Annotated in this window: 14 protein-coding genes; 10 read left to right on the top strand and 4 right to left on the bottom strand. The window is 42.9% G+C overall.

Annotation, left to right across the window (positions count from 1 at the left end):
• Nucleotides 1–357: 357 nt before the first annotated feature.
• Both HRU23_17820 and HRU23_17815 read right to left on the bottom strand, forming a co-directional pair.
• Nucleotides 358–666, bottom strand: coding sequence for a DUF3301 domain-containing protein (locus HRU23_17820; GenBank protein ID NRA56000.1), 309 nt, complete (start codon nucleotides 664–666; stop codon nucleotides 358–360).
• 6 nt (nucleotides 667–672) lie between these two features.
• Nucleotides 673–1713: a DUF3549 family protein gene (locus HRU23_17815; GenBank protein ID NRA55999.1), complete on the bottom strand. Its 1041-nt coding sequence runs from the start codon at nucleotides 1711–1713 to the stop codon at nucleotides 673–675.
• Between the two features lie 191 nt (nucleotides 1714–1904).
• On the opposite strand from HRU23_17815, the gene HRU23_17810 reads away from it, so the two are divergent.
• Nucleotides 1905–2231: a YqcC family protein gene (locus HRU23_17810; GenBank protein ID NRA55998.1), complete on the top strand. Its 327-nt coding sequence runs from the start codon at nucleotides 1905–1907 to the stop codon at nucleotides 2229–2231.
• Entirely contained in the window at nucleotides 2231–3007 is a 777-nt protein-coding gene (gene truC / locus HRU23_17805) for a tRNA pseudouridine(65) synthase TruC (protein NRA55997.1), read from the top strand. The genes HRU23_17810 and truC overlap by 1 nt, the downstream gene beginning before the upstream one ends.
• Before the next feature lie 25 nt (nucleotides 3008–3032).
• On the opposite strand, the gene HRU23_17800 is transcribed toward truC, so the two are convergent.
• The gene (locus HRU23_17800; protein ID NRA55996.1) at nucleotides 3033–4208 is read right to left on the bottom strand and encodes an endonuclease/exonuclease/phosphatase family protein; all 1176 of its coding nucleotides are present in this window, start codon (nucleotides 4206–4208) and stop codon (nucleotides 3033–3035) included.
• A gap of 187 nt (nucleotides 4209–4395) precedes the next feature.
• On the opposite strand from HRU23_17800, the gene HRU23_17795 reads away from it, so the two are divergent.
• From HRU23_17795 to HRU23_17780, 4 genes are all read left to right on the top strand, one after another.
• A complete protein-coding gene (locus HRU23_17795; GenBank protein ID NRA55995.1) occupies nucleotides 4396–5280 on the top strand; it encodes a DMT family transporter in 885 nt (294 codons plus the stop codon).
• A 254-nt stretch (nucleotides 5281–5534) separates the two neighbouring features.
• Complete coding sequence (locus tag HRU23_17790) at nucleotides 5535–7457, top strand: DNA topoisomerase III (protein NRA55994.1); 1923 nt, start codon at nucleotides 5535–5537, stop codon at nucleotides 7455–7457.
• Nucleotides 7458–7584: 127 nt separating this feature from the next.
• Nucleotides 7585–9045, top strand: a complete 1461-nt coding sequence (locus HRU23_17785) for a HAMP domain-containing protein (protein ID NRA55993.1) — start codon at nucleotides 7585–7587, stop codon at nucleotides 9043–9045.
• Nucleotides 9046–9049: 4 nt separating this feature from the next.
• Complete coding sequence (locus tag HRU23_17780; GenBank protein NRA55992.1) at nucleotides 9050–9736, top strand: response regulator transcription factor; 687 nt, start codon at nucleotides 9050–9052, stop codon at nucleotides 9734–9736.
• 38 nt (nucleotides 9737–9774) lie between these two features.
• Here HRU23_17780 and HRU23_17775 read toward each other — a convergent pair whose 3' ends face one another.
• Complete coding sequence (locus HRU23_17775) at nucleotides 9775–10269, bottom strand: hypothetical protein (GenBank protein ID NRA55991.1); 495 nt, start codon at nucleotides 10267–10269, stop codon at nucleotides 9775–9777.
• Between the two features lie 257 nt (nucleotides 10270–10526).
• Here HRU23_17775 and HRU23_17770 point away from each other — a divergent pair, with 257 nt between their 5' ends.
• Genes HRU23_17770 through HRU23_17755 form a run of 4 tightly spaced genes read left to right on the top strand, consistent with a single transcriptional unit; the run spans nucleotide 10527 to nucleotide 14972 of the window.
• The gene (locus tag HRU23_17770; GenBank protein ID NRA55990.1) at nucleotides 10527–12455 is read left to right on the top strand and encodes a CotH kinase family protein; all 1929 of its coding nucleotides are present in this window, start codon (nucleotides 10527–10529) and stop codon (nucleotides 12453–12455) included.
• Nucleotides 12443–13243: a polyphosphate polymerase domain-containing protein gene (locus tag HRU23_17765; GenBank protein ID NRA55989.1), complete on the top strand. Its 801-nt coding sequence runs from the start codon at nucleotides 12443–12445 to the stop codon at nucleotides 13241–13243. The genes HRU23_17770 and HRU23_17765 overlap by 13 nt, the downstream gene beginning before the upstream one ends.
• On the top strand, nucleotides 13240–13878 hold the full coding sequence (locus tag HRU23_17760; GenBank protein NRA55988.1) for a DUF4956 domain-containing protein: 639 nt from the start codon (nucleotides 13240–13242) through the stop codon (nucleotides 13876–13878). The genes HRU23_17765 and HRU23_17760 overlap by 4 nt, the downstream gene beginning before the upstream one ends.
• Nucleotides 13879–13883: 5 nt before the next feature.
• Nucleotides 13884–14972: a hypothetical protein gene (locus HRU23_17755; protein NRA55987.1), complete on the top strand. Its 1089-nt coding sequence runs from the start codon at nucleotides 13884–13886 to the stop codon at nucleotides 14970–14972.
• Nucleotides 14973–15023 lie beyond the last annotated feature (51 nt).

Here is a 15023-nt window from a genome sequence, read left to right as displayed (position 1 = left end):
GGACAGGACAAGGACCGACACAGGATGTGTTGAAGTTAATCGGTAAGATTAACACCTAAGGATAGGGCAAGGACCGACACAGGATGTGTTGAAGTTAATCGGTAAGATTAACACCTAAGGATAGGGCAAGGACCAACACAGGATGTGTTGCTGTTAATCAAGGAAGATTAACATTCGTGGACGAAAAGGACTTGCTAGATAGCAAAGAAGGATTGGCTACAGGATGTAGTAAGGGGAGGGTTCTAAGGAGTGACCGTGCAAAGGAAGTTACAGCAATTCATTTGCTCGATACTATGCAGAACTATCAAGGGTATGACGCTAAGCGCCGTACCCTTTTTTATTGTTCTTTTTTAATGATTAAGCTTGGCGATAAACCGGCGTATCGATCTTAACGATAATGTCACCATTAATAACCAGATAACCGACATATAAACTGTCGCCGTCACTGCTAAATTCAAACTGATAAGTCGCTCGCCAACAAAAGTTTCCCCGCTTATTACGCGAAGGTTTAAGTGTTATTCTTGCAATGGCCAATAGCTGTAAGCTGAATTTGTCGCAATGTTCATTGACTGCTTTTTTAGCTAATTCGGCCATCGAGCGGGTTTGCCAAAACAGCCAGCCAATTAAACCCAGCGCCAGCAAAGCAATAATTTCAATTAACGACATAGTTATTTACCCACCAATTAACAGAGCAATCGCTGACGCTAATTTATTACTGCGATGCGGATGGCGTAACGCATTTAAAAAATGGACTCTGGTCTGTGGGATTGTAACCAAATCACCAAATAATTGGTGAAAAACATCAGGTTCAGCGCTAACTTCAACCACGGCTTCTAAATAACTAACAGCGGCTTGAGTGGTGTTTAATACCGCCCAATAACGAGCAGCCAAGATAACCACAACATCAAGCTGCTCTTTAATCAGCTCGCTGTTTAGGGCCAATTGTAATGCTGCTCGTTGCTGAGATAGATCTGTTGCATGTGATAGCGCTCTTAAAGCATGAATAGCAATACTGATGTTGTTGGTTGCTAACGCATCGCTAAGGATCTCTAATAGCTTAGTGGCTAAGTGCTGATCTATGGAACTGTTTTCTAAGCAACAACATAAGGCACAAAAGGATTCGGCTGGCAGCGACGATATAGCATTGACCACAATATCAAGATTATCATTTTCATTTAAGCGGCTAGCAATATCCGCTAAGCCTTGAAAACCTAATTCTTGCCACTGTTGATAATTGGCTTTATCCGCTAAATAACTTAACGCCGGAGCCATATACTGGCTGGCAGGTAATTCCATCGCCAAACGAGATTGACTGGTGAACGCGGCAAGTTTTTGCTCCGACGGTTTAAAGATTAACGGATTATGATCCAACGCCGATTGTTGCTCTTTATCCGGTTGCTGCTGCATGCTATTGCCTAATGCAGTGACGACCAATTCTAAAAATTGGTTACGGGCCCCCTGCATTAATAATCCCTGCTCATCAAGTGGCAATTTTAAAAACCACACATAGTGATTATCATTCTGGTTTTTATTCCAAAACAGCACGGCAACTAAGGCATGTTGCTGAATGGGATAAGGGTAGGGGCTATTGCCATGTTCAAAATCTAAAAATAACTCAGTTGATATTTTTTGAACTCGACGTCCCATATCAAAAATTCGATATTGGCTGCCTGCTTGTAACAGAAATTCACTAATAGAGTTGATATTATCCACGAAAAAAGTACCACGAAAAAAAGTTAACCTATTGTAGCAATCATTAGCGACTATTGGTAATAAGGATGTTTTCTCGTAGAATGGGCCCCTAGGGCAAGTGCATTAGAATTTAGATATAGGCGTTTTATATAAAACGCTCTTGCCGTGAATGGATCCCCAATATTCGCTTCTATTAATAATTGGAAATTAAGATGTCACAAGCAGCGCAGGTTGAACAAGTTTTAGAACAAATAAATAAAGAAATGATCCGATTAGATTTATGGCAAAGTACCATGCCTTCCAAAGAGGCATTGCGCAGCGCTGAACCTTTTTGTTGCGATACTTTAACGTTTGCCCAGTGGTTAGAATTTATCTTGTTGCCAAAAATGGGCATGCTGGTAGCTTCTGATTTACCCTTACCTGATAAATTGTTAATTTTACCGATGGCACAAGAGTCGTTTAAGCAGGTCCCTTTTGACACTGCTACCTTATTGGCTTTAATCGCTCAGCTTGATGCTTTGTTTGCAGTTAACGATTGATGTTTGAGCAACCGTTAGAAATTCTTTATCAAGACCAATACATGGTAGCGATAAATAAGCCGTCAGGTTTGTTGGTGCATAAAACCTATTTGGCCCGCAAAGAAACACATTTTGCAATGATCATGTTGCGCGATCAGCTTGGCCAATATGTTTATCCGATCCATCGACTTGACCGCCCGACATCTGGGGTTTTGCTGTTTGCTTTATCGAGCGAGATAGCGCGTCAGCTCAACGACCTGTTTAATGAGCGTCTTGTTTACAAAGGTTACATTGCGATTGTTAGAGGTTATCTCGAAGGTGCAGACCGGCTTGATTATGCGTTAAAAGAGCAACTGGACAAAATTGCCGACAAGAAGGCTCAGCAAGATAAAGCCCCGCAAGAGGCTACAACTCACTGGGCCAATATCGCAGTAGCACAATTTCCACAGCCAATTGGTAAATATCCGGCAGGGCGCTTTAGCTTAATTGCGCTAGCGCCACAGACTGGTCGAAAACATCAACTAAGACGACATTTAGCGCATTTACGCCACCCAATCTTAGGTGATACTACCCATGGTGATGGCGCGCAAAATCGTTATTTACGAGAACATTTTGGTTATCGACGCTTAATGTTACATGCCGCACAATTGCAATTTGTTCATCCGGTGACCGGACAGCAAATTGCAATCGAAGCACCGATAGATGACGAGTTTCGTGATGTTTGTCAGCGGCTTGGTTGGTCTAATGTGCCACTAGACAGTTTGAGCTGGGTCAAGCAGCAATTAGATTTAGGTTAATGATGCTTGGCCTAATACACTTGATCTAATAAACAGGGGTTAATTGCAGCTGACTCCAGACCAGTCGATGGTCTGAAGAGCTGTGCCGATTTTTAATTAAGTGATAGTGAGTGCTGTGTTTGTTCGGCCAAAAAACGCCATTATCTATCACCTTAAATCCATAGCGAGATGGCAGCACATAATCTGCTCGCATGCCCCATTGCGCGGTATGGTATTTGGCAGTTGATTCAGTTGACTCTATTAAATTAGAAGAGGCTTTCGATTTTGCGCCGGATTTTTTATTAGCGCCTGTGCTGTGAGGGATGCAGTCATCGTTGACTTTATCGTGACTTAGCAGGGCGGTGATAGCCTCAGGATTAGAGTTACCGTTAGTGGTCGACGCGTTTAAATCGCCGACAATCACAAAACGACAATTTTCGGCTAACCCGCCATAGCCACCCTTATCATCATAAATATAATCAGCCGCACCGTTTGCAATATAATCAGACCAAAACCTGACTTCATCATGATTACGGCAGCGATTACGCAATTCTGGGCCATCAAAAACTGGAGGCGTAGGGTGAGAAGCCAGCACATGAACTATCTCATTATCAATTAATACCGGCACATCCCAATGGCTTTTTGACGACAGCGGAAATTGCTGCCAAATTTCATCGCGATAAAAAAACTGACCCGTATCAGGTTTGACCGGCCGCAGGGCATTGGGCATATCAGCCCATTTGAAATTTTTAAAGGTGCGAATGTTTTTGACATCGATAGGGTAACGCGACAACAAAACCATTGCATAATGGCCGGGAAAAAAGCCAAAACCCCAAGCGTCTCCCAGGATGCCTGTTGCGCTGCCATCACCCGTTAAGTCATGCGGACTAGGCTGGCCGCTATTGACTGGTGCGTAATAATAATAGGGGTACTCTATGGTTAAGCAATTACCTTGGCTGGTAGCAAGATACTGCTTAATAAAACATTCAATGCCTTGGCTGGCATCGTCAATATAATCAAACTCGTTAAGTAAAATAATGTCGGGTGTTATGGTTTGAATTATCTGGGCAATATTTTTAATTTGCTGACTATTATTGGCTAATTGTTGGCTTAGCACCTGCGCTGATAAATTGCGTGCAGCGCGGCCAACATAATTGGTCGCCTCCATGCTGACATTAAAACTGGCAATCGTGAGCGATTTTTTATTCATGGACTGGTTCATTAATCAATAGCGTGACTTGGTGGCTGTAATTGGGCCAGTATACAATATTTGGTCGTATCAGCTGCGAACAATAATTTGGTGATGATGTAACAGCGGTATTGAAATGTAAATAATACTTGTTATCATTGCTGCTAAAGCTTAACCAATCCCTTGGTTTTATTGATTAATCCGTACAATAATGAGAAATATGAAATATTTAAGTGCAGTAACCCTATTATGGGCCTTTTCATTTAGTTTAATTGGTGTTTATTTGGCGGGGCAGGTTGACGCTTGGTTTTCGGCCGCTAGCCGGATAGCACTGGCTGGGTTGGTCTTTTTGCCCTTTATTCGACTCAAAAACCTCAGCGTTAAACTGGCGTTACAAATTGCTGGGGTGGGTGCCTTTCAGCTGGGTTTAATGTATTGCTTCTATTATCAATCTTTTCTTTATTTGAGCGTGCCAGAAGTGCTGCTCTTTACCGTGTTAACCCCAATTTATGTCACCTTGCTCTATGATCTTGGTCAGCGCCGCTTTAGTCCGGTATTTTTATTAAGTGCTGTTATCGCCGTTATCGGGGCAATGACCATAAAATATCAAGGCATTAACAGTGGTTTTCTGACGGGATTTTTGATTGTGCAAGGCGCGAACTTAAGTTTTGCTATTGGCCAAGTTGCTTACAAGCGCATTATGGAACAACAGCCTGAGCCGATTAATCAAGCGAGTATTTTTGGCTTGTTTTATGTCGGCGCGCTCGCTGTCGCACTGCCGATGTATTTGATCTTTGGCGATAGTAGCAAATTGCCGACCACAGCTATGCAATGGGGCATTTTAACTTACCTTGGAATTTTTGCGTCAGGCTTGGGCTATTTTTTCTGGAATAAAGGCGCCACGTTAGTCGACGCTGGCACTTTAGCCGTGATGAATAATGCACTGGTGCCGGCAGGTTTAGTGGTTAATATCGTGATTTGGAATCGCGAAGCTGACTTAATGCGATTGACCGTGGGCGGACTGATTATTATCGGCTCATTATGGTTAAATCAACGCTGGACTAACGCTCAGCACCAAGACTCACAATCAAGTCCCGCAAAGTAACCATGCACGGCAAGCGCGTTTTAACTAAAACGTGGCTATTGCTTACGATATTGGTGCATGTGGAGTAAACCGTATTTTTCATCGACGAAAAATGAGCGTATAGGGATATATTCACCGCGAGTTTACGTAATATGGTTCGATATCTAAATTATAATGCGCTTGCCCTGAGTAACCATGCGTGAGTCTGATGATTGTTTTGCACCGCGCAGACAAATACTGTTATGATACTGTTTTTTCGTACAGTATCATAAGTCATGATTTTATACATTGCTGAAAAACCAAGTTTAGCCCGAGCTTTAGCCGACGCACTGCCCAAGCCTCTCAAAAAGAATGATGGTTATATCCAAGCAGCCAATGGTGACGTTGTAACCTGGTGTATTGGGCATCTGTTAGAACAAGCTGAACCCGATGCTTATGACGAAAAATATAAAAAATGGGCGATTGAACACCTGCCCATCATCCCAAGTCAGTGGCAGCTGCAACCCAAACCAAAAACCAAAAAGCAATTGGCGGTAATCAAAAAATTAATCAAACAAGCTAAAACATTGGTTAACGCCGGTGATATTGACCGTGAAGGGCAAATTTTAGTTGATGAAGTGATCAGTTATTGTAAAGCATCAAAAACTAAAATTACTAATGCCAAGCGTTGTTTAATTAGTGATATGAATAGCGCCGCGGTCACCAAAGCGGTGAACAACTTAAAACCTAATCGAGACTACATTCCTTTAGCCGTGTCGGCGCTAGCCAGAGCACGAGCCGACTGGTTGTATGGCCTTAACATGACTCGGCTTTGCACGTTGCAAGGGCAAAAATCAGGTTACCAGGGCGTACTATCAATTGGCCGAGTGCAAACGCCGATTCTGGGCTTAGTGGTTAATCGCGACCTTGAAATACAACGTTTTGTCTCTAAACCTTTTTATGAAGTGATTGCCAATCTTGAAACCAGCGATGGCATCCATTACCAAGGAAAGTGGCAACCTAGTGCTGCCTGCGAACCTTACATGGATGAGGAAAATCGGGTGATATCGAAGAAACTGGCGCTTAAGGTGGTTGAGCGGATTAAAGGTCAGCCAGGGAAAATCGTTAAGGTAAGTCAAGACAAAAAGCAGCAACCGCCGCCGCTACTCTTTAGTTTGTCTGGTCTGCAAATATCTGCCGCTAAAGCCTTTGGCTTGAGTGCGAAACAGGTGTTAGACATTTGTCAGCAGCTGTATGAAAAACATAAACTTATTACTTATCCCAGATCCGACTGTCAATATCTGCCGAAAGAACATTTAAATGATGTGTCAGCGGTGACCAAGGCGATTAGTGGTGTTTCAAGTAAAATGGCAGACGCTCTTAAGTCAGCAGATCTCACTAAAAAAAGCCGAGTGTGGAACGACGGTAAAGTGGGGGCTCACCATGCGATTATCCCAACGGCAAAAAACAAGCCGACCGGTATATTGTCCGGTGACGAAGCTAAGGTTTATGAGTTAGTCGCCCGGCAATATGTTGCGCAATTTTATCCTGCGTTCGAATATCTTGATAAACAAATTAAGACCGAAGTAGCGGCGGGTTTGTTTGTCAGCAAACAAAAAGACATTATTCATCATGGTTGGAAAGATTTATTTCCCGTCTCAAAACAACGTAAAGAGGCGGATGAATTTTCAGCGGTTAATTTGCCCGTCGTAAACAGCGGTGATGTAGTACAGTGTTTGCACGGCGATTTGCTCGAAAAAAACACCAGCGCCCCCAAACATTTTTCCGATGCTACTTTGTTAGGGGCTTTAACCGGCATCGCTCGGTATGTAACCGATGCCAAAATTAAAAAAGCATTACGAGAAACCGATGGCCTGGGCACGGAAGCGACCCGAGCAGGCATTATTGAACTGCTATTTAAACGTGGGTATTTAATCAAAAAAGGCAAAGAGATCCATGCGACCGAAGTCGGGCTTAAATTAATCACCGCGTTGCCATTACAAATATCGCAACCCGATATGACGGCGATGTGGGAATCTCAGTTAGAATCAATTTCTACAAAATCATTAAGCTATCAATCTTTTATCACTGGTGTTGAAAATAATCTTACTTTGCTGATTGGCCAAGTGAAAAACATTAGCTTTGTTGGTTTGCCAACGCAAACAGTCAAAAAACCCTATCGCAAGAAGACGAATGCGCGTTCAGTAAGGAAAAAGTAACAGCTAGCGCTGGCTGTGGTCGCTATTATCACAATATGTTATCTTTGTGGAGATTGGCTATCTTGGTGGAGCTTAGTGAACAATATAGGCAAACTAAATGAAGTTTTCAGCGCGTGTTTAAAGAATTATGAAATTAAAGCTCGTACATAAGGTCTTTTTAGCCAACTTCTCCGTAATTGGTCTGTTGTCGATCGTGTTATTGTCGGTCAGTTATTATAGTTTCAAGAAGATGAGCAGCTATATCGACGACTCTGCTTACTTAGAAGACCAATATATGGTCAATGATTTAGCGGCTGATTTAGGTGATTATTACACCAAAACTAATAGCTGGCGTGCGCTCGAACTCGACCGGGATTATTGGCGGTTGTTTATTGACGATGTCATGGTGTTTAATGATTTCCCACCACCTCGGGCTGAGCATTTTCGTCCGCGTCCACAATCGCAGTTTAATCCGCCACCGCCACTCATGTTTAATGAAGACGTCCCGCAACCGCATTTTAGACGACCACATCTGGTGTCTCGCATTGAGTTAATCGATCGGTACAAAAAGATTGTAATAAAGGTCAAACACGGCGATAACATCGAAGATTACTTTGCGATAAAAAGTAACGGTACTATTGTTGGTTGGCTTGGTTTGGTTAAAACTCATCCAGCACAGCGCCATGGTGATGCATTGCTAAAACATCAATTAGAGCGAGTTTTTTTTATGGCTTTCATCGGATTGGTATTATCTTGCATGGTTAGCTTTTACCTGGCACGACACTTTATCGCGCCAATCCGTAATTTAATTCAAGGGGCGATTGGTTTATCTGAACGTAAATTTGATACCAAAATTGAGATAAACTCAAATGATGAACTCGCTGAATTAGCACATTATTTTAATGATATTGGGGTAGGGTTATCCAAATTTGAAGTGCAACAAAAACAATGGTTGCAAGACATTGCACATGAATTGCGGACCCCACTTACGGTGATAAGAGGCGAAATAGAAGCGATGGTTGACGGCATAACCCCGCCAACTGAGCTAAATTTACGGCTGTTACAGCAAGACGTTTTACGCTTGAACCATTTACTCAATGATTTACATCAATTGTCGGTAACCGATAATTTGGCGCTAAACAGTGATAGCACCATGATCCGTTTCGACCACGTTTGTTTGGACAGTGCGAGCCGATTTCATACTAAATTAAGCAGTCGGAACATTTCATTAATGACCGATGTTACCTCATGCGCCGCCCGAGGCGATCACAGCCGTTTATTGCAAGTCATTGATAATATTTTACACAATTGCCATAAATATACCGAAGAGGGCGGCTCGGTATGGGTTTCTTGTGCGCAGGTGAATCAGCAGCTGGTGATGACCATTGAAGATTCCGGTCCCGGAGTTGAAAGTACTAAATTAGACAAACTATTTGACCGTTTATATCGGGTGGATTCGCACCGTGGTCGCCAAAATGGTGGCGCTGGTCTAGGCTTGGCTATTTGTAAAAACATTATTATTGCCCACCATGGTGACATTGTGGCCAGTGCCAGTGAACATGGTGGGTTAAAAATTACCATTCACATTCCTAAGGATTTAAGTGAGTAGAAAAATGAGTCAACAGCATGTGCTGGTCGTCGAGGATGAAGAGCGGATCTTGACCTTAATCAGTAAGTACCTTGATCTAGAGGGATATCAATATACCTGTATGAGTACGGGCGCAGGCGTTGTTGAGCGGGTAAGAGCGCTTAATCCTGATCTTTGCATCCTTGATCTGATGTTGCCACACGTTAGCGGCTTAGAGATTTGTCAGCAGCTGAGAGAATTTAGTGATATTCCTATTGTCATGTTAACTGCGCGGGTTGACGAAGTAGACAGGTTACTAGGTTTTAAACATGGCGCTGATGATTATGTCTGCAAGCCTTTTAGTCCCAAAGAACTGATGGCCAGAGTCGCCGCGTTACTAAAACGAGCCGCGCCTAAAAATACCGTGTCGAATCAGCTGTCGTTTAAATCCCTAACGTTAGACATTGATAAGTTCACTGTCTATATCAAACAGTACCCAATCAAGTTAACGGGCAACGAGTTTAATATTTTAAGAACCTTAATGGAGTATCCTGAGAAAGTCTTTTCACGTAAAGAGTTATTACTCGCGGTTAAACAGCATGAACTTGATATCTATGAACGGACCATCGATTCACATATTAAAAATTTGCGGAAAAAGTTATCGGAAGCGCCTGAAGCCCAAAACTACATCGAATCAGTTTACGGGATTGGGTATTCGTTAAAAGCGCATTAACCAAACTTAAAAATAAGCTTGGTTAATGCCGTGTTTCGTTACGCTGTCGTTTTTATCGATAAAGACGACAATAACGATTCCATCAGGTCATTCTCGCTATCACCAAGTTGGGCAATGCTAGCATATGATGATGTGGCGCTATCAAGGCTAGTTTGTTCGTCTTCTTGTGCGGGTGGTGGCATCGGTCCGCCACCACCCGGCATTTTATTGCCCATTTGCTGTAAATGATCATGGGCATTTTGCATCATGTCTTCTAAATCTACCCCTTGTTCCTGGGCATAGGCTTTTAACGAATCGGGTGCCATTTCGGCTAACTCCTCAGCATCAAAATCGCCAGATAAACTCATGCTCATCACTTCTTGCATAAAGCTCTTTACTTCTTCGGTGTCTTCAACCTCTGATAAATAACCCGATAACTCACCATCTACTGGTTCGGGCGGTGGTGGAGGTGGGCGCGAACCGACCTTCATCTCGCTACTCGATTGAGAAACTGAAGTATAGGGTGATACCGTATAACTGCCTGAAATGTCCATTGTAGTGCTCCTGTAAATTATAGTGCCGACCGGCCCTATAATTTACGCAAATATCGTGCAAGAGCTGGTGGAGAAATTGTGTTATTACCGGCTTAACTGTGGAGAAAGTGTGGCGAGAGTATGATGTGGCATACATAAATCAAATATTGCTTAAAACTCAGTAATTTAACCACTCTACCTCCATATTCTAACCATATTTTATTGTTAACGTACTCGGTGTTACCTCCACAACTGTAATAACTAGAGTGACTACCATAATGACAATAAAGTTATCTAATAAAATATATCCAGTAATACTTAGCGCATTGATTTTAGGGGGCTGTGGCAGTGATGACAGTGCCGAAGATGCGACAGCGACAGAGACTGATGGCGCAAGCCAAGTTTTAAGGATATCGGAAGTACTGACTAAAGACCAAGAGGGGGGGCCAGATTGGATTGAGATTGAGGTTGTTGGCGATCAAAGTGTCAATTTAGCGGGTTATTCGCTGAGCGACAGCACCAATGATCCTGCCTCGCTACCTGAAATCACCTTGCAAGCGGGTCAATATTTAGTGATTCAAGCGACCGACGATGTACCGACCGACGGCAGTTACTATGTGCCCTTTAAATTAAGCAGTGATGACTCAGTTGCTCTTACCTATGAAGGCACCGTGATCGACAGCTTGGCATGGCAAGATAGCGATGTTAAAACGGGGCGAACTTATGGCGAATACAACGGGTTAGTACAACGACTTTACCCAACGCCAGGTGAAGCCAATATCCCTTTTAATGCCTTTTTGACCGACGAGGTCGTTAAAGTCGAACTTGAGTTAAGCGATGAAGACTGGCAGGCGATTTTGGCCGATCCAACAGCCGAAGAATACAAAACTGCCGTCATGACCTATAACGGCATTGAGATTGCCGATATCGCGTTTAGAACCAAGGGTAACTCATCATTAAGTGGGGTGGCCAATGACCCAGACAGTATTCGCTACAGCTTTAAAGCCGACTTTAACTACTACCAGCAAGACCAAAAACTGCTAGGTCTAAAGAAACTAAATTTCAATAATATTTATGCGGATCCAAGCATGATGCGAGAGTATTTATCTTATCAAATGATGGATGATATGGGCGTTCCTGCGCCCAGAATCGCTTATGTCGACCTTTACATTAAAGGCCAACACATGGGGCTTTATAATGTTGTGGAAGCGATTGACTCTGAATTTATCGAGCGCCATTTTGATTATGAAGAGGGCGATTTATATAAAGCGGCAGGCACATCAACGTTAGCCTTTGTTGATTACGCCAGTGAGAGTTACAGCGGGCTTGAGTTAAAAACCAACGAAGACACCAGTCAAAAACAAATATTGGTCGAGTTTATTGCAGCGTTGCAAAGCAGTGAACCCGCCAGCTTGCTTAACCTTGATTTATTCTTGAGATATTTAGCGGTAAATACTTTCTTGGTTAATTTAGACAGCTATCAGGGGCCCTTTGCTCATAATTTTTATCTTTATCAAGATAGTAATGAACAAGGTGATCAAATCACCATGTTACCTTGGGATTACAATATGTCGATCAATGGCTTTCCTGCCGGTTGTAGCGTCGAAATTGCGACCAATTTTTTGATTGATCAACCAACCACCGTTGCGTTAGCTGATCGACCTTTAGTGGCGAAAATTCTTGAAGTTGAGGCGTACAAAGCGACCTACCACCAGTATTTAACCCAAGTGATTAACGAGGCTGGCGAATATGAGAAAATGTCGGATAAAATTGACGTGGTTGCCGCTCTTATTGATCCATATGTTGCCGCAGATCCAACCAAGTTTTTTGATTATGAAACGTGGCAAACATCACTAACTGACACGGTTGAAGGTCAGTCGATGGGTGGTGCACCTAATGAGGGTGGTGGCCCGCCAGCAGATGGTGAGGCACTGCCAATCGCTGGTGAAACAGAACCCGTTAATAGTGAAATTCAGCCAATAGATGGCGAAGCTGGGCCAGTTGACAGTGAACTGCCCCCGATGGACGGGTTTTTACCACCAACAGGTGGTGAACTACCGCCGATTGGCGAAATGCCTGCCAATCAAGAAACCACTATCATTGGGCTGAGAGAATTTTTAATCGGTCGAATTGAAAATGTAGGCAAGCAATTGAGCGGCGAACAACCCAGCACTAACAGTGAGGTGGTCGGCGGATGCAGTCTTTAATTGACTTACCGTTAGCCGATGATGTCGATAGCGTGCTATCGACATTTTCCAGCCACGGTCTTAGTGATTTAAATAACGCTTCATTGATGAATCGTGTTGATAGTAAATTCTTGGTTAATCGTGACCAATTACCGCTGATATTACAACATTGTCGTGATCAATATTCGGTCTTAGAGATCGAGCAACGCCAGCGATTTAAATATCAAAGTTGTTATTACGATACCGGTGATTTGACCTTTTTTTACCAACATCATCAAGGCAAGCTTAATCGAATTAAGCTGCGCCATCGCAGCTATGTTGATACCGGCACTTCTTTTGTCGAGCTCAAATTTAAAAATAATAAAGGTCGTACAATCAAAACGAGAGTCGCAGCTGGTGACAATCCAATAGTAGCACTGGAGCGAGCACAGCCTTTCCTTATTGACCAAGGGGTGAGTAACCTCGACGACTTAAAAGCGGTGCAAACCGGCCAATATAGTCGGATCAGCTTAGCCAATGAAACCCTTGGTGAACGGCTGACCATTGATAGCGATTTAAGTTTTTTTAATTTGACCAATTGGCAGTCTAAGACGCTGAGCAATGTGGTGATTTTAGAGTTAAAACAGCACCGGCATAATCGCCGTTCACCCTTATACCAACTGATGCGGACCATGGCGGTGCGGCCGCAGTCTTTTAGCAAATATTGTATCGGTATGGCATTGACTCGTGACCCGAGTCTTCGCGTTAACCGTTTCAAGAAAAACCTTCTTAATCTTAATAAAATAGAACAACAGCGAGTATCTTTATGAGCACAATTATCAATCTATCTTTTATCCAATTATTTTTAATTAACCTATGTTTCACTTTGCTCTTATTACGGGGGATCTATTACCGTCATTCCAGTAACCGAGAGACGTTATTTGGCTTAATGATGTTTGCGATGGGGGTCTTTTTAGTCACCTTCTTTTTACACAACATTGATATGTCGATGGGTTTTGCATTTGGCTTATTTGCCGTGTTTTCAATGTTGCGCTATCGCACCGAGGCACTGAACTTGAGAGATATGACCTATCTGTTCTTGGTTATTGTAATGTCATTGATGACCGCAGTCAGTAAACTGCCACCACTTGACCTGATTGGGCTTGATCTGATTATTTGTGGTCTTGCAGCACTCGGTGAAACCAAATGGTTAGCAGCACGGGTTTGCGAAAAAGCAATTTATTATGAAAACATCAACAATATTAAGCCAGAAAATCATCAACACTTGCTTGCTGATTTAGCTGAGCGTACGGGGTTAGATATTATTCGTGTTGAAATTGGTGAGATTGATTTTCTTAAAGATGCGGCGAAATTAACCGTGTTTTACCACAATGAACTGGCGATTGAACAACCAACCGAAAGCGCTGACTTAACCTTGGTGAACAGTTCATCGGTCATAAGTTAATCGTGATGAATAAACCAATTATGTTTATTGCCGTCACGCTGCTTAGTAGTCAAGCTGTGGCGCAACAAAAAGACGACCCGTTAACATTCACCATCGGGCATCAATTGATGCTCGATGGCGATTACTTAACCGGGTGGTTCGATCAACCAGACGGCTTTAGTGGTGATACACGGCGCTTAAAAACCAGCTTAAGCTTAAAGCAGCAAAACTGGTCAGTTAAAGCAAAGATTGATTTTGACACCGATAACAAAGCGGTAGCCGTCGATGATCTATATTATCAATACCGCGGCTGGGACTGGGGCCAAGTGAAAATAGGTAAACAAAAGGAAGTTTTTGGTCTTGAAAACTCAACGAGCGCTAGCCAACTGGCGACGATTGAGCGCGCGATGTCTACTGGGGCCTTTGCGCCTGGACGTAACGACGGCATTAGTATAAATAGCGAAACGGACCAGCTTAAATGGTGGCTCGGTATGTTTAATAATGACAGTTACGAGAGTGACCATGTTGCAATAACCGGACGCGTGAATTATCAGGTGCTGCAGCTGCAAGACAATAACTTGCAGCTAGGTGCTTCCTTTTCTCGTCGCAGGCTTGATGGCACTGAGTTGGATATTAAATCGGCGCTTGAGATCCATAGTGCACTTGATGTTGTTGATACTAAAAAGCAATCCGTGGATGATATCTCGCTATTTGGCAGTGAAGCTCAATGGTCTAATGGCAAGGTCAAAATCGCAGGAGAATGGTTTTGGCAGCAGTTATCATTAACCGACAGCTTCAATGATATTACTCATACCGGTTGGTATGTTCAAACGTCATATTTATTAAATGACGGCCAATATCAAGTACGCCGAGGTAAACTGGCGCGAGCTCGTTTATCGAACAAACACAATTATTGGGAATTGGTCAGTCGCTACAGTCAGCTCGATACGTTAGAAAGTACGAATGGCACTAAGGTTCAAAATTGGTCTTTGGGCTTAAATTATTATTTTGCTAAGGATTTAAAAATAATGTCAGGCTTTACTTATTCTACAATGCTAGCGCCGATATCACAGTCGGGTAGAGCAGTATCTTTAAGAATTCAGTACCTGTTGTAGCGTATTTTCTCTTAGTTACTTAGCTTACTAAAAGGGCTAACTGTTTTTACA

The sequence above is a fragment of the Gammaproteobacteria bacterium genome, assembly GCA_013214945.1.
Classification (GTDB): Bacteria; Pseudomonadota; Gammaproteobacteria; order Enterobacterales; family Psychrobiaceae; genus Psychrobium.
The sequence above is the reverse complement of the archived record's forward strand: the minus strand, read 5'-3'. Positions and strand labels throughout refer to the sequence as shown.

Bases quoted from the DNA above. Each gene is read 5' to 3' on its own strand.
- HRU23_17755 (NRA55987.1), top strand. From the start codon at position 13,884: ATGAATAAACCAATTATGTTTATTGCCGTCACGCTGCTTAGTAGTCAA.
- HRU23_17780 (NRA55992.1), top strand. From the start codon at position 9,050: ATGAGTCAACAGCATGTGCTGGTCGTCGAGGATGAAGAGCGGATCTTG.
- HRU23_17820 (NRA56000.1), bottom strand. From the start codon at position 666: ATGTCGTTAATTGAAATTATTGCTTTGCTGGCGCTGGGTTTAATTGGC.
- HRU23_17770 (NRA55990.1), top strand. From the start codon at position 10,527: ATGACAATAAAGTTATCTAATAAAATATATCCAGTAATACTTAGCGCA.
- HRU23_17810 (NRA55998.1), top strand. From the start codon at position 1,905: ATGTCACAAGCAGCGCAGGTTGAACAAGTTTTAGAACAAATAAATAAA.
- HRU23_17800 (NRA55996.1), bottom strand. From the start codon at position 4,208: ATGAACCAGTCCATGAATAAAAAATCGCTCACGATTGCCAGTTTTAAT.
- HRU23_17760 (NRA55988.1), top strand. From the start codon at position 13,240: ATGAGCACAATTATCAATCTATCTTTTATCCAATTATTTTTAATTAAC.
- truC (NRA55997.1), top strand. From the start codon at position 2,231: ATGTTTGAGCAACCGTTAGAAATTCTTTATCAAGACCAATACATGGTA.
- HRU23_17795 (NRA55995.1), top strand. From the start codon at position 4,396: ATGAAATATTTAAGTGCAGTAACCCTATTATGGGCCTTTTCATTTAGT.
- HRU23_17785 (NRA55993.1), top strand. From the start codon at position 7,585: ATGAAATTAAAGCTCGTACATAAGGTCTTTTTAGCCAACTTCTCCGTA.
- HRU23_17765 (NRA55989.1), top strand. From the start codon at position 12,443: ATGCAGTCTTTAATTGACTTACCGTTAGCCGATGATGTCGATAGCGTG.
- HRU23_17790 (NRA55994.1), top strand. From the start codon at position 5,535: ATGATTTTATACATTGCTGAAAAACCAAGTTTAGCCCGAGCTTTAGCC.
- HRU23_17775 (NRA55991.1), bottom strand. From the start codon at position 10,269: ATGGACATTTCAGGCAGTTATACGGTATCACCCTATACTTCAGTTTCT.